This window comes from Burkholderia sp. IO2 (genome assembly GCF_029522185.1).
Classification (GTDB): Bacteria; Pseudomonadota; Gammaproteobacteria; order Burkholderiales; family Burkholderiaceae; genus Burkholderia; species Burkholderia cenocepacia.
In genome coordinates this window covers 166,085-178,601 of the sequence record NZ_JAKWFH010000005.1, presented here as the reverse complement: position 1 = coordinate 178,601, position 12,517 = coordinate 166,085, and the positions used below count along the sequence as shown (strand labels likewise).

The following is a 12,517-nucleotide window of genomic DNA, read 5'->3' as shown; positions in this document are numbered from 1 at the left end:
ATACCGGTCGCGACCGCGACCGGCTGACCTCACGTCGCGGCAGACCGCGTCTGCCGCGACGCTCCCGCCCTACCGCAACTGCACGGCCGCGAGAAACAGCACCATGCTGCCGATCGCGCCATCCAGCACGCGCCACGCGACCGCCTTGCGGAACCACGGCGCCAGCAAGCGCGCGCCATAGCCGAGCCCGAGGAACCACACGACGCTGGCCGTCATCGCGCCGATCGCGAACGCGAGCCGCCCGCCTTCCGGCTCGCGCGCGCCGGCCGTGCCGATCAGCAGGAACGTATCGAGATACACGTGCGGGTTGAGCCACGTGAACGCGAGCGTCATCAGCACGATCGCGAGCGCGCTCTGCGGCGGCGGCGCGACCGCGTCGCCGCGCACGTCGAGCGTGTCGTGGCCGGGCTTGAACGCACGGCGCAGCGCATTGATGCCGAACCACGCGAGATATGCGAGGCCGACGTACAGCACCGCGTGGACGAAGGTCGGATAGCGCTCGACGAGCACCGACGCGCCGCCGACGCCCGCGCCGATCAGGATCATGTCGGACACCGCGCACAGCAGCACGATCTTGCCGACATGCGAGCGCATGATGCCCTGGCGCAGGACGAATGCGTTCTGCGCGCCGATGGTGACGATGAGCGACGCGCACAGGGCGGCGCCGTGAGAAAAAGCGAGCCAGTTCATGATGGGGGACAGCCGTGGAAGCAGTAGACGAACGAATCGGGTAGCGCTAGTCTGCGAGCAGCGCGAGAATAAGAGAAGCTAAATCACCTAATGCAGATTAAGGAAATCTAATGCTCGACTACGCGTTGCTCGATGCCCTCGCCGCCGTGATCCGGCACGGTTCGTTCGAGCGGGCGGCCAAGGAGCTGAATGTCACGCCGTCGGCGGTGTCGCAGCGCGTGAAGCTGCTGGAGGAGCGGGTCGGCAGCGTGCTCGTCAAGCGCGGGCAGCCGTGCGTCGCGACCACGTCGGGCGCGCTGCTGTGCCGGCATACCGAACGCGTGCAGTTGCTGGAAGCCGAACTGGGCGGCCGGATGCCCGCGTTGCCGGGCCAGATCGCGAGCGCGTGGCCGACGCTGCGCGTGGCCGTCAACGACGACAGCGTCGCGACGTGGTTCATCGACGCGGTCGGGCCGTTCTGCACCGAGCGCGAGACGCTGCTCGACCTCGTGATCGACGATCAGGATTACACGGCCTCGCGCATCCGCGACGGCAGCGTGCAGGGCGCCGTGACCGCGCAGGCCGAGCCCATCCAGGGATGCCGGTCGGAGCGGCTCGGGCGGATCCGCTATCGCGCGGTGTGTTCGCCGGCGTTTTACGCACGTTATTTCGACGCGGGGATCACGCGCGATGCGCTGCGCCGCGCGCCGTGCGTGATGTTCAATCCGAAGGACGGCTTGCAGGCGCGCTTCATCCGGCGCGTGACGCGCGCGGATCTCGATCCGCCGCAGCACTGGATACCGCACGTCGCGGGCTACCTGCGCGCGTGCGAAACGGGATTGGGATGGGGGATGTGCCCGGACCGGATGGTCGACCGCCAACTGGCGGCGGGCGAGTTGATCGACATGTCGCGCGGGCGAACCATCGACATCGATCTGTACTGGCAGAGCTGGCGTCTGTCGATCGGCTGGCTCGACGATTTCAGCGCGGCGCTGAAAGCGCGTGCCGCGCTGTTTCTCGATTGACCGGCGACGTTGGGCAGGCGGCGCGCGACGGGCGCGCGCCGTGCGGTATCAGAGGTGTTGCAGGCCGTCGAAGTCGATGATCTGCACGTGGCGGCCCTGCATTTCGATCAGGCCGCGCTTCTGGAATTTCGACAGCGTGCGGCTGACCGTTTCGAGCGTCATGCCGAGATAGCTGCCGATGTCCTCGCGTGTCATCCGCAGGTTGAATTCCGACGGCGAGTAGCCGCGCTTCAGGTAGCGCGACGACACGTCGAGCAGGAACGCGGCGACGCGCTCTTCGGCATTCAGCGAACCGAGCAGCATCGTTTGCGACGTTTCGCGCACGATCTGTTCGCTCATCAGCTTGTGCATGCGCAACTGCATCGAGCCGGCTTCCGAGCACAGCGTCTTGAGCGCGCTGTACGGAATCACGCAGACCGAGCTGTCTTCCAGCGCGACCGCGGTGCGCGGGTGCGTATCGTCGCAGATGCCGTCGAGGCCGAGCGCTTCGCCGGCAAGGTGCAGGCCCGTGACCTGTTCGCGGCCGTCGTGACGCGTCGCGACGGTTTTCAGCGAACCCGAGCGCACCGCGTACAGGTTGTCGAATGCGTCGCCTTCGCGGAACAGCGCTTCGCCGCGCTTGACCGGGCGTGCCGCGCAGATGACCGACTCGAGGCGACTGAGCGCTTCGGGCGCCAGGCCCTGCGGCATGCACAGGTGCCGCATCGCGCACGACGAGCAGTGCGCGGCCTGGCGAGGGGCCCAGCTACCGGCATGGGGCGTGGCGGCGGGGCGGGTGGCGACGGGCGTCAGCATGATCGTTTACTCCGGCGTTGAATCGACGAAATCATTGTCCCACCGCAAGTTGCCGCTGTCGGGTGACAAAACGTCGCGACCGGCCGCGCCTGCCGAGCGCCGCTCAGGCGGCCGGCTCGTCCGCGTTGGCGGCCGCCGGGATCAGCAGCACGGGCAGCGTCGCGTGGCGCACGCACTGTTCGGCGATGCTGCCGAGCACGAGGCGGCGGAAGCCGCGACGGCCGTGCGTGCCGAGCACGAGCAGATCGGCGCCGAACGCTTTCGCGCCGTCGAGGATCAGCGACGATACGTCGTTGAGCGACGTCGCTTCGTTCAGCCGCGTTTCGCCTTTCACGCCGGCGGCCTGCATCCGCTTCGCGAAATCCTGCGCGAGCGTGTTGCCCTGCGCGACGAGCTGATCGCGCAGCACGGACGGATCGTAGCCGGGCACGTTGTAGTAGATCGCGGCGTTTTCGACAACGTAGAACGGCTGCAGCTCGGCGCCGTGCGCTTTCGCGAGCGCCAGCGCGGCGTCGAACGCATGGCGGGACGTGTCGCTGCCGTCGACGGCAACCAGAATACGCTTGTACATAGTGTCTCCGAGTGGCGGGTTGAAACGAAGTCGGCCGGATGGCCGAGCGGGCTGGGCAATGCGCGATGCTGCGAGGCAGAGTAAACCAACGGGCAGGATCGTGCAGCGAGATGCCCGCGCTGCCGCACGGTCGCGCGGTTCCGGTCGCGGCCGGGCAGGGCCATGCATGCGACGCATGCTGCACCGCGCGATGCGTGTCGCGTGGTGTGGCCGGATCGTCGGCGAAACCGCATGCGCGCGCATCGACCCGACACGGCAGTCACGCCGATGCGCGGCACGCATCGCCATTCAATCGCAATCGCGCCGCGCCGCCATGACTTCGGTCAATGCATGTGCGTCGATGCGATGCGCGGCAGGCATGACCGTGAACGCCGAGGCCCGTGCGCGGAACCGTTCGCTTCGGCATCGCGCGAACGAGTATCGGCGCGTAGCGCGAATCGTACGCGCCGATCCACCGCCATCGTTCGACGGCGATTCCGAATCGAACGATCGATTCAAACGCCGCGGGCTATCCCGGCACGGCGGTCAACTCGATGACGCGCTCGGGGCGGCGGCCGTGGCCGGGCCAGTACGCGCTGCCGTACATCCGGTGAACGGGACCGAACGGCGCGTCGCCCGCGGGCGGCGTGTCGAAGCCTTTCTCGATCACCCGGTAGCCGGCACGCAGCGCGAACGCCGGATGATTGCCGTCGGGGCGGCTGTCGAAACCGGCGAAGCCGTCGCCGGCTTCCGGCATCGCATTGACGAGCGACGCGTTGCTGCGCGTGATCTGGTCGGGCGAGATCGGCCCGACCCCGGCGAGGCGCGACGCTTCGCGGTGCTTGCCGTCGGTATCGACCGTGCTGTCGTGCGTGTCGTCGTTGTCGAGTTCGACGCTGCGCGGATGCGCACGACCTGTTTGAGCGGATGATTCCATCACGGCTCTCCTGGCGGCGACACGCTCCGGATCGAAGCAAATCCCGTTCCGGGCACGACGGGAAAAGGCGCGCGGGCGATCGCCGCGGTCGCGCGACGCGCACTGATTTGTCATGATTTATTTCAGCTAGAAGACGCGTTTTCTACAGAGTATGATTCTTTTCCTGCGAAGCGGCGACAGGGGATGAAGTCTCGCCGCCTCTGCCCGCGCCGGGGCGCCGCAGCACCCTTAAAGACGGGTAGTGAACAACAAAGCAAGGGACTAGAGGTGGCGGATTCATGCAAGCGACTACTGCCTTCACGCACCGCGGTTATCTGTTGAATTGCGCGCCCGCACGCGCCAGTGACGGTTCATTCAAGCCCTACGTCGTGATCTCCCGATCGAGCGACGGGGAGCTGGTTGCGAACCGTTTTTTTCCGATCGAGCTCCAGTTCAACGACGAAGGCGACGCGATCGCGCACGCGCGCGACTGGGCCGTGCGCTGGATCGACGCGAGCAGCATCTCGATGTGACGCTGGCGCGGTCGAGCAGCGCCGGCCGTCCGGCCGATCCCCGGGGTGCCGCTCCCGGACAAAAAACGCGGTAATCTTGCGGAACCCGTCACTTTATTAGCGGCCGCGCATCCGCGCGCGGCTGCCCGCATTGGCATATGTCGACATCACCCGCCCGTCAGTGGGGCCTCGAAGAAATCGTCGCCGGCTTGCGCGAGTCGCGCGAGGAACTCCATCGCACGCGCCATCCGCGCGGCATCCGCGAACTGCCGTCGCGCGATGCAATCTGCAAGATTGTGACCGGCCTGCGCGCGTCGATGTTTCCGACGCACTACGGCGCGCCCGACCTGACCGACGAAAGCGTCGACTACTACGTCGGCCACACGCTCGAAAGCACGCTGCGCATCCTGTCCGAACAGATCCGCCGCGCGTTGCCGTTCCTGCCCGAGCATGTCGATACGCCGTTCGCCGAACTCGACGAACGCGCGTTCGAGATCGCACGCGAATTCGGCCGGCAGTTGCCGGCGATCCGCGCGCTGCTCGTCAGCGACATCCAGGCCGCGTACGCGGGCGACCCGGCCGCGCAGCACATCACCGAGATCCTGCTGTGCTATCCCGGCGTGCTGGCGATGATGCACCATCGGCTCGCGCATGCGCTGCACCAGCTCGGCGTGCCGCTGCTCGCGCGGTTCATCAATGAAATCGCCCACTCGGCGACCGGCATCGACATCCACCCCGGCGCGCAGATCGGCCCGAGCTTCTTCATCGACCACGGCACCGGTGTCGTGATCGGCGAGACCGCGATCATCGGCGAGCGCGTGCGCGTGTACCAGGCCGTCACGCTCGGCGCGAAGAGTTTCCCGGCCGATGGCGACGGCGCGCTGGTGAAGGGCAATGCACGGCACCCGATCGTCGAGGACGACGTGGTGATCTACGCGGGCGCGACGATTCTCGGCCGCGTGACGATCGGGCGCGGCTCGGTGATCGGCGGCAACGTGTGGCTCACGCACAGCGTGCCGCCCGGCACGAGCGTCGCGCAGGGTAAGGTCCGCGAAGGCGGGAGCGCCGAGAAGCCGTAACGCGGCAGCGAATGCGCGGGCGCCGTTCCGCGCAACGCGGCGGATGACGCGCAATGGTTCGGCGGCCGGACCGCCGTCCGGCGTTCGCGGGCGTGAGCGGTGCGAAGCCCGCTCGGCCCGGCGCACGAGGGCGGCGTGCAGCAGCCTTCGTTCATCGAAGCGTCAGTGCTTGCCGTCCGGCGAGCGGTGCTTGTACAGCACGTCCTGGTCCACGCGGATCAGGTTCTGGCCCGCATCGACGACGAAATCCACGCCGTTGTACGCATTGCCCGTCAGCAGCAGGATCGCGCTGGCGACGTCGTCGGGGCCGGCGATGCGCGCGAGCGGCGTCGAGGCGCGGCTCGCGTGTTCGAAGTCGGCCTGCGTCTGGTCGTCGCTCGGCAGCATCAGCCCCGGGAACACCGCATTCACGCGCAGCACCGGCGCGGATGACAGCGCGAGCATCTGCGTCAGGTTGCCGAGCGCGGCCTTCGCGACCGTGTAGCTGAAATGGTCGCGGTGGAAGTTTTCCTTGATCTTCTGGTCGACCACGTTCACGACCACGCCCTGCGTGCCGGCCGCGCGAGCCCGTTCGTAGAACGCGCGCGTGAGCAGGATCGGCGCGCGGCAGTTGACGGCCCACGCCTGGTCGAACGCCGCGAGATCGAAGCTCGGGAAATGGTCCTGCCAGAACACCGACGCGTTGTTGACCAGCACGTCGAGGCGCCCGAAGCGCGCGTACACCTGGTCGATCAGCGTGGTGATCTGCGCGGCATCGGACAGGTCGGCCTGCAGCGCCACCGAATCGTGCCCGCGTTCGGCGATCGCGCGGGCGGCGGCCTGCGCGGCATCGGCCGAACGGTCGTAGTGCACCGCGGTGCGATAGCCGTGCGCCGCGAAATACTCGGCGAACGCGCGCCCGGCCCGGCGCGCGGCGCCGGTCACGAGCACGACGGGCGCGTGCGCCGTTTGCTTCGTCTGCTCCATCAGGTATTCGTCAGGTTGACCGAGGAAGGATTCGCGACGATCGACAGGAATTCGCGACGCGTCGACGGATCGGTGCGGAACGTGCCGAGCATGCGCGACGTGACCATCTCGACGCCCGGCTTGTGCACGCCGCGCGTGGAGATGCACTGGTGCGCGGCTTCGAGGATCACGCCGACGCCCTTCGGCTGCAGCACGTCGAACAGCGTGTCGGCGATCTGCACGGTCATCTTTTCCTGGATCTGCAGGCGCTTCGCGAACGCATCGACGAGGCGCGCGAGCTTCGAGATGCCGACGACACGATGGTTCGGCAGATACGCGACGTGCGCGCGGCCGATGATCGGCACCATGTGGTGCTCGCAGTAGCTCTCGAAGCGGATGTCCTTCAGCACGATCATCTCGTCGTAGCCGTCGACTTCGCTGAACGTGCGCGCGAGGATGTCGCGCGGGTCGAGCGCATAGCCGGCGAAGAACTGCTCGTACGCGCGCACGACGCGTGCGGGTGTGTCCAGCAGGCCTTCGCGCGCGGGATCGTCGCCGGCCCAGCGCAACAGTACGCGGACGGCGTCTTCGGCTTCTTCACGGCTCGGCCGGGAGGCGACCGCCTCGGGCCGCGCGGATTTCTTTCCCTTACCCATGTAGTGGCTCCATCGAAGGCCGCCTGCGGCGGCCGATATCCGGCCATTGTTTCATGCTTTCGCCGGTCGTGCGTGCGGGCCGCCGCGCCCCTTCGTCACTTCGGCCATTCGTCCTGCTCGTCGTTGAACAGCGACGCGACGACGCCGCGCAGCCACGCGGTGCGCGGGTCGTTGTGGTACTTGCGATGCCAGTGCTGCTTCAGGTCGAAGCGCGGCAACGCGAGCGGCGGCTCGACGGGCACGATGAACGCGTGCTCGGCCGCATAGGCGTAGCCGATCGCGTGCGGCACCGTCGCGATCAGGTCGGTGCGGCTCAGGATGAACGGCAGGCTCATGAAGTGCGGCGTTTCGAGCACCGCGCGGCGCTGCATGCGCTGCTTCGCCAGATATTTCTCGAGCACCTCCTGGCTGCGGCCTTCGGCGCGCACCACCGCGTGCCCGCACGCGAGGAACTGCTCGACCGTGAACGGCGGCGTCTGCTCGAACGGATGACCGCGCCGCATCAGGCAGACGAACCGGTGCGTGAACAGCCGCTGCTGGAAGAAGTTGTTGCCGTCGAGGTCGGGGAAGTAGCCGACCGCGAGATCGATCGACCCGGCTTCGAGGCCGCGTCCGACTTCGTCGTGCGCGAGCGAGACCGAACGCAGGTTCGCGTGCGGCGCGTGCGTCGCGAACGCCTGCAGCAGCTTCGGCAGGAACACGATCTCGCCGACGTCCGACAGCGCGATCGAGAACGTATGCGTGCTCGCGGCCGGGTCGAAGTCGTGCGGCGCGACGAGGCCGCGCTCGATCTGCGCGAGCGCGTCGCGGGCGGCCGGCAGCAGCGCGAGCGCGCGCGGCGTCGGCTCCATCCCGCGCGACGTGCGCACGAACAGCGGATCGCCGAAATACTCGCGCAGCCGGCCGAGGGCGGTGCTCACGCGCGGCTGACTCACGCCGAGCAGGTCGCCCGCGCGGCTCACGTTGCGCGCGTCGTCGAGCGCGACGAGGTAGGGAATCAGGTTCAGATCGAGCGCATCCATGGCCGGGCCGGTATCTTCGAAACGTATACAACATATCTCCTGAATCGCGTTGCCGCATAGTCGGGAAAGCGCTCAAATGTGTTCCACGATTCGAATTAATGTTCTGGAGACGAACAATGCGCACCCAAGTCGCGATCATCGGCGCCGGTCCGTCCGGCCTTCTGCTTTCCCACCTGCTGCGCCTGCAAGGCGTCGATTCCATCCTCGTCGAAGCGCGTTCGCGCGAATACTGCGAGAACCGCATCCGCGCCGGCGTGCTCGAGCAGGGCACGGTCGACACGCTGAACGAAGCCGGCCTCGGCGACCGGATGCGTCGCGAAGGGCTCGAACATCACGGCATCGAGCTGCTGTTCGACGGCCAGCGTCACCGCATCGACCTGTCCGAGCTGACCGGCGGGCGCGCGATCACCGTCTACAGCCAGCACGAAGTCGTACGCGACCTGATCGCGGCCGGCGTCGAGCACGGTCATCAGATGCACTTCGAAGTCAGCGACGTCGCGCTGCACGATGTCGAAAGCGAGCGGCCGTTCGTCACGTTCAAGCATGCGGACGGCCGCGCCGACCGCATCGACTGCGACTACATCGCCGGCTGCGACGGCTTCCACGGCATCGCGCGGCAGACGATTCCGGCCGACCGGCTGAACACGTTCGAGCGCGTCTACCCGTTCGCGTGGCTCGGCATCCTCGCCGACGCGGCGCCGTCGCTCGACGAGCTCGTGTACGCACACCACGACAACGGCTTCGCGCTGTTCTCGATGCGCTCGCCGACGGTCACGCGGCTGTACCTGCAATGCAAGCCGGATGAAGACCTCGCCGCATGGTCCGACGCGCGGATCTGGGACGAACTGCACACGCGCTTCTCGAACGACACCGGCTGGACGCCGACCGAGGGCCGGATCACGCAGAAGAGCGTGACGCCGATGCGCAGCTTCGTGTCGGAGACGATGCAGCACGGCCGCCTGTTCCTCGCCGGCGACGCCGCGCACATCGTGCCGCCGACCGGCGCGAAGGGCATGAACCTCGCGGTGGCCGACGTCCGCGCGCTGTCCCGCGCGCTCGGCGCACGCTACCGGACGGGCGACGCGACGCCGCTCGAGCGCTATTCGGCGACTTGCCTCGAACGCGTGTGGCGCGCCGAGCACTTCTCGTACTTCATGACGAACATGCTGCATGCGTCGCCGGACGATTCGCCGTTCGTCAATCGCCTGAAGTTTGCCGAGTTGAAGTACGTGACGCGCTCGCGGGCCGCCGCGCAGTCGCTCGCTGAAAACTACGTCGGCTTGCCGTTCGACGATGCGACGGCCTCCGAGGCAACCCGCCTTGACAACGCGCTGTGCGCGACTCTATGATCGGCCCATCGTTCGCTAATCGAATCTGAGTTCGAATAGCGAACAAAAGCCGAGGGTCGACGAAGGCCTCCGGCGCGGCACGCGGCACGCGCGTGTCCCCTCGACAGGCCGCGCACGAGCCGCGGGTTCGCATCAGGAAGAGACATGGTCAACAAGATTTTCGAATCGCTTCAGTCGGCGGTTGCCGACGTCCACGATGGCGCGACAATCATGATCGGCGGCTTCGGCACGGCCGGCATGCCGTCCGAGCTGATCGACGCGCTGATCGAACAGGGCGCGCGCGACCTGACGATCGTCAACAACAACGCGGGCAACGGCGAGACGGGCCTCGCGGCGCTGCTGAAGGCGAAGAAGGTGCGCAAGATCATCTGTTCGTTCCCGCGCCAGAGCGACTCGCAGGTGTTCGACGCGCTGTACCGCGCGGGCGAGATCGAACTGGAGCTCGTGCCGCAGGGCAACCTCGCGGAGCGCATCCGCGCGGCGGGCGCCGGCATCGGCGGGTTCTTCACGCCGACGGGCTACGGCACCAAGCTCGCGGAAGGCAAGGAAACGCGCGTGATCGACGGCAAGCCGTACGTGTTCGAGACGCCGATCCACGCCGATTTCGCGCTGGTGAAGGCATACAAGGGCGACCGCTGGGGCAACCTCGTGTACCGCAAGACCGCGCGCAATTTCGGGCCGATCATGGCCAGCGCCGCGAAGGTCGCGATCGTCCAGGTGTCGGAAGTCGTGCCGCTCGGCGCGCTGAACCCGGAACACATCGTGACGCCGGGCATTTTCGTCCAGCGGATCGTCGAGGTGCCGCAGGCCGCGCACGCGGCCGAGCTGGCCGCCGAACACGCTGCATCGCAAGCCGCCTGACCCGCCTGGAGAAACCGACATGAAACGACTGACCCGCGATGAAATGGCCAAGCGCGTCGCCCAGGACATCCCCGAAGGCGCGTACGTGAACCTCGGCATCGGCGTGCCGACGCTGGTGGCGAACCACCTTGACCCGAGCAAGGAGATCTTCCTGCACAGCGAGAACGGCCTGCTCGGCATGGGCCCGGCGCCCGCGCCCGGCGAGGAAGACGACGAGCTGATCAACGCCGGCAAGCAGCACGTGACGCTGCTCACCGGCGGCGCGTATTTCCACCACTCGGATTCGTTCGCGATGATGCGCGGCGGCCACCTCGACTACTGCGTGCTCGGCGCGTTCCAGGTGTCGGCGAACGGCGATCTCGCGAACTGGCATACCGGCGCGCCCGATGCAATTCCGGCCGTCGGCGGCGCGATGGACCTCGCGATCGGCGCGAAGCAGGTGTTCGTGATGATGGAGCACCTGACGAAGCAGGGCGAGAGCAAGATCGTCGCGCAGTGCTCGTATCCGGTCACCGGCGTGCAATGCGTGAGCCGCATCTATACGGATCTCGCCGTGCTCGACGTGACGGCCGACGGCCTCGCGGTGAGCGAGATCTTCACCGACCTGTCGTTCGACGAGCTGCAGAAGCTGACCGGCGTGCCGCTGATCGACGCGACGCAAAAGGCCGCCGCCTGAACGGCAAGCGTGCCGGGGCGCGCATTCGAGCGCACGCCGGCACGCTTGGGTAGACAATAGGCGCACGCCGTTTCCCCATTCTGATGCCATGCTCGAAGACAGCGCCCGCCTGACCTCCCTGATCTGCGGCACCGAGCCGCTCAACCGGATCTGGTCGCCCCGCGCGACGATCCAGCGCATGCTCGACGTCGAGGCCGCGCTCTCGCGCGCGCTGGCCGCGCAGCAGGTGATTCCCGCCGCCGCGGTCGCGCCGATCGAACGTGCGTGCGACGCCGGCCGACTCGACGCCGACGCGCTCGCGCACGGTGCGGCGCTCGGCGGCAATCTTGCGATTCCGCTCGTCAAGCAGCTCACCGCGCAAGTGAAGGCCGACGACCCCGAGGCCGCGAAGTTCGTGCACTGGGGCGCGACGAGCCAGGACATCATCGATACCGCGACCGTGCTGCAGTTGCGCGACACGCTCGACGTGCTCGATCCGCTGCTCGACGAAGCCTGCGCGTCGCTCGCGGCGCTCGCGCGCACCCATCGCGCGACGCCGATGATCGGCCGTACGTGGCTGCAGCAGGCGCTGCCGATCACGCTCGGCCTCAAATTCGCCCAATGGCTCGATGCGCTGCTGCGCCATCGCGCGCGTTTCGCCGAGTTGCGCGAACGTGCGCTCGTGCTGCAGTTCGGCGGGGCGGCCGGCACACTCGCGAGCCTGCGCGAACACGCAGCCGGCGTGAGCGCCGCGCTCGCGGCCGATCTCAAGCTCGCGGTGCCGGCCGTGCCGTGGCATACGCAGCGCGATCGCATCGCGGAAGCCGCGTCGTGCTTCGGGATGCTGATCGGCACGCTCGGCAAGATCGCGCGCGACGTGTCGCTGCAGATGCAGACCGAAGTCGGCGAGCTCGGCGAACCGGCGGCTGCCGGCAAGGGCGGCTCGTCGACGATGCCGCACAAGCGCAACCCGGTCGGCTGCGCAGCCGTGCTGACGGCTGCCGTGCGCGCGCCGAACCTCGTCGCGACCGTGTTCGCGGGGATGGTGCAGGAGCACGAGCGCGCCCTCGGCGGCTGGCAGGCCGAATGGGATGCGCTGCCCGACCTCGCCCGCCTGACGGGCGGCGCGCTCGCACAGATCGCGCAGATCGTCGCGGGCCTCGACGTCAACACCGAGCGCCTCGCCGCGAACCTCGACCTCACGCACGGGCTGATCCTCGGCGAAGCCGTGATGCTCGCGCTCGGCGACCGCATCGGCCGGCTCGATGCGCATCACGTCGTCGAGCACGCGTCGAAGGAAGCCGTGCGCACGGGCGCTACGCTGTTCGACGTGCTCGCCGCCGATGCGACCGTGTCGGCCCACCTGTCGCGCGACGCGCTCGCGCGGCTGCTCGATCCCGCACATTACGTCGGCGAGGCGCATGCCTATGTCGACGCCGTGCTCGCGCTGCATGCGGGCGCGCACTAACCAGGAGAACCTTGA

14 protein-coding genes are annotated in these 12,517 nt (G+C 67.9%); 7 read left to right on the top strand and 7 right to left on the bottom strand.

The features are described from left to right. Positions 1-69: 69 nt before the first annotated feature. Positions 70-690, bottom strand: coding sequence for a LysE/ArgO family amino acid transporter (locus MMB92_RS05020; RefSeq protein ID WP_006482350.1), 621 nt, complete (start codon positions 688-690; stop codon positions 70-72). Positions 691-800: 110 nt separating this feature from the next. On the opposite strand from MMB92_RS05020, the gene MMB92_RS05015 reads away from it, so the two are divergent. Beyond that, positions 801-1,694 (top strand): LysR family transcriptional regulator ArgP, encoded by an 894-nt coding sequence (locus MMB92_RS05015; RefSeq protein ID WP_006480142.1) that lies wholly within the window; start codon positions 801-803, stop codon positions 1,692-1,694. A 48-nt stretch (positions 1,695-1,742) separates the two neighbouring features. Here MMB92_RS05015 and fnr read toward each other — a convergent pair whose 3' ends face one another. From fnr to MMB92_RS05000, 3 genes are all read right to left on the bottom strand, one after another. Further along, positions 1,743-2,489, bottom strand: coding sequence for a fumarate/nitrate reduction transcriptional regulator Fnr (gene fnr, locus MMB92_RS05010; RefSeq protein WP_006482294.1), 747 nt, complete (start codon positions 2,487-2,489; stop codon positions 1,743-1,745). Positions 2,490-2,592: 103 nt separating this feature from the next. Beyond that, complete coding sequence (locus MMB92_RS05005; RefSeq protein WP_006482283.1) at positions 2,593-3,060, bottom strand: universal stress protein; 468 nt, start codon at positions 3,058-3,060, stop codon at positions 2,593-2,595. Between the two features lie 508 nt (positions 3,061-3,568). After that, a complete protein-coding gene (locus MMB92_RS05000; RefSeq protein WP_034203084.1) occupies positions 3,569-3,976 on the bottom strand; it encodes a DUF3005 domain-containing protein in 408 nt (135 codons plus the stop codon). Between the two features lie 278 nt (positions 3,977-4,254). On the opposite strand from MMB92_RS05000, the gene MMB92_RS04995 reads away from it, so the two are divergent. Further along, positions 4,255-4,488 carry a hypothetical protein gene (locus MMB92_RS04995; RefSeq protein WP_006480138.1) on the top strand — a complete coding sequence of 78 codons (234 nt, stop codon included), beginning with the start codon at positions 4,255-4,257 and terminating at the stop codon, positions 4,486-4,488. Positions 4,489-4,625: 137 nt separating this feature from the next. Then, on the top strand, positions 4,626-5,546 hold the full coding sequence (gene epsC / locus MMB92_RS04990) for a serine O-acetyltransferase EpsC (protein WP_006482285.1): 921 nt from the start codon (positions 4,626-4,628) through the stop codon (positions 5,544-5,546). Between the two features lie 162 nt (positions 5,547-5,708). Here the strand turns inward: epsC and MMB92_RS04985 are convergent, their stop codons facing one another. The 3 genes from MMB92_RS04985 to MMB92_RS04975 all read right to left on the bottom strand — a co-directional run bounded on the left by MMB92_RS04985 (position 5,709) and on the right by MMB92_RS04975 (position 8,169). Continuing rightward, positions 5,709-6,512 (bottom strand): SDR family oxidoreductase, encoded by an 804-nt coding sequence (locus tag MMB92_RS04985; RefSeq protein ID WP_006482287.1) that lies wholly within the window; start codon positions 6,510-6,512, stop codon positions 5,709-5,711. Next, positions 6,512-7,147, bottom strand: a complete 636-nt coding sequence (folE, locus tag MMB92_RS04980; RefSeq protein ID WP_006482320.1) for a GTP cyclohydrolase I FolE — start codon at positions 7,145-7,147, stop codon at positions 6,512-6,514. The genes MMB92_RS04985 and folE overlap by 1 nt, the downstream gene beginning before the upstream one ends. A gap of 95 nt (positions 7,148-7,242) precedes the next feature. Beyond that, positions 7,243-8,169: a LysR family transcriptional regulator gene (locus MMB92_RS04975; protein ID WP_006482291.1), complete on the bottom strand. Its 927-nt coding sequence runs from the start codon at positions 8,167-8,169 to the stop codon at positions 7,243-7,245. A gap of 116 nt (positions 8,170-8,285) precedes the next feature. Here MMB92_RS04975 and pobA point away from each other — a divergent pair, with 116 nt between their 5' ends. The 4 genes from pobA (at position 8,286) to MMB92_RS04955 (ending at position 12,502) form a co-directional block, all read left to right on the top strand. Continuing rightward, the gene (gene pobA / locus MMB92_RS04970; RefSeq protein ID WP_059720963.1) at positions 8,286-9,518 is read left to right on the top strand and encodes a 4-hydroxybenzoate 3-monooxygenase; all 1,233 of its coding nucleotides are present in this window, start codon (positions 8,286-8,288) and stop codon (positions 9,516-9,518) included. Between the two features lie 144 nt (positions 9,519-9,662). After that, positions 9,663-10,379 (top strand): 3-oxoacid CoA-transferase subunit A, encoded by a 717-nt coding sequence (locus MMB92_RS04965; protein WP_006482282.1) that lies wholly within the window; start codon positions 9,663-9,665, stop codon positions 10,377-10,379. Between the two features lie 19 nt (positions 10,380-10,398). Further along, positions 10,399-11,055, top strand: a complete 657-nt coding sequence (locus MMB92_RS04960) for a CoA transferase subunit B (protein ID WP_006482308.1) — start codon at positions 10,399-10,401, stop codon at positions 11,053-11,055. Positions 11,056-11,143: 88 nt separating this feature from the next. After that, entirely contained in the window at positions 11,144-12,502 is a 1,359-nt protein-coding gene (locus MMB92_RS04955) for a 3-carboxy-cis,cis-muconate cycloisomerase (protein WP_059720962.1), read from the top strand. Positions 12,503-12,517 lie beyond the last annotated feature (15 nt).

What these genes read in the sequence shown, in the direction of transcription:
- MMB92_RS05020 (WP_006482350.1), bottom strand. Translation starts at nt 690, where the DNA reads ATGAACTGGCTCGCTTTTTCTCACGGCGCCGCCCTGTGCGCGTCGCTC.
- MMB92_RS05015 (WP_006480142.1), top strand. Translation starts at nt 801, where the DNA reads ATGCTCGACTACGCGTTGCTCGATGCCCTCGCCGCCGTGATCCGGCAC.
- fnr (WP_006482294.1), bottom strand. Translation starts at nt 2,489, where the DNA reads ATGCTGACGCCCGTCGCCACCCGCCCCGCCGCCACGCCCCATGCCGGT.
- MMB92_RS05005 (WP_006482283.1), bottom strand. Translation starts at nt 3,060, where the DNA reads ATGTACAAGCGTATTCTGGTTGCCGTCGACGGCAGCGACACGTCCCGC.
- MMB92_RS05000 (WP_034203084.1), bottom strand. Translation starts at nt 3,976, where the DNA reads ATGGAATCATCCGCTCAAACAGGTCGTGCGCATCCGCGCAGCGTCGAA.
- MMB92_RS04995 (WP_006480138.1), top strand. Translation starts at nt 4,255, where the DNA reads ATGCAAGCGACTACTGCCTTCACGCACCGCGGTTATCTGTTGAATTGC.
- epsC (WP_006482285.1), top strand. Translation starts at nt 4,626, where the DNA reads ATGTCGACATCACCCGCCCGTCAGTGGGGCCTCGAAGAAATCGTCGCC.
- MMB92_RS04985 (WP_006482287.1), bottom strand. Translation starts at nt 6,512, where the DNA reads ATGGAGCAGACGAAGCAAACGGCGCACGCGCCCGTCGTGCTCGTGACC.
- folE (WP_006482320.1), bottom strand. Translation starts at nt 7,147, where the DNA reads ATGGGTAAGGGAAAGAAATCCGCGCGGCCCGAGGCGGTCGCCTCCCGG.
- MMB92_RS04975 (WP_006482291.1), bottom strand. Translation starts at nt 8,169, where the DNA reads ATGGATGCGCTCGATCTGAACCTGATTCCCTACCTCGTCGCGCTCGAC.
- pobA (WP_059720963.1), top strand. Translation starts at nt 8,286, where the DNA reads ATGCGCACCCAAGTCGCGATCATCGGCGCCGGTCCGTCCGGCCTTCTG.
- MMB92_RS04965 (WP_006482282.1), top strand. Translation starts at nt 9,663, where the DNA reads ATGGTCAACAAGATTTTCGAATCGCTTCAGTCGGCGGTTGCCGACGTC.
- MMB92_RS04960 (WP_006482308.1), top strand. Translation starts at nt 10,399, where the DNA reads ATGAAACGACTGACCCGCGATGAAATGGCCAAGCGCGTCGCCCAGGAC.
- MMB92_RS04955 (WP_059720962.1), top strand. Translation starts at nt 11,144, where the DNA reads ATGCTCGAAGACAGCGCCCGCCTGACCTCCCTGATCTGCGGCACCGAG.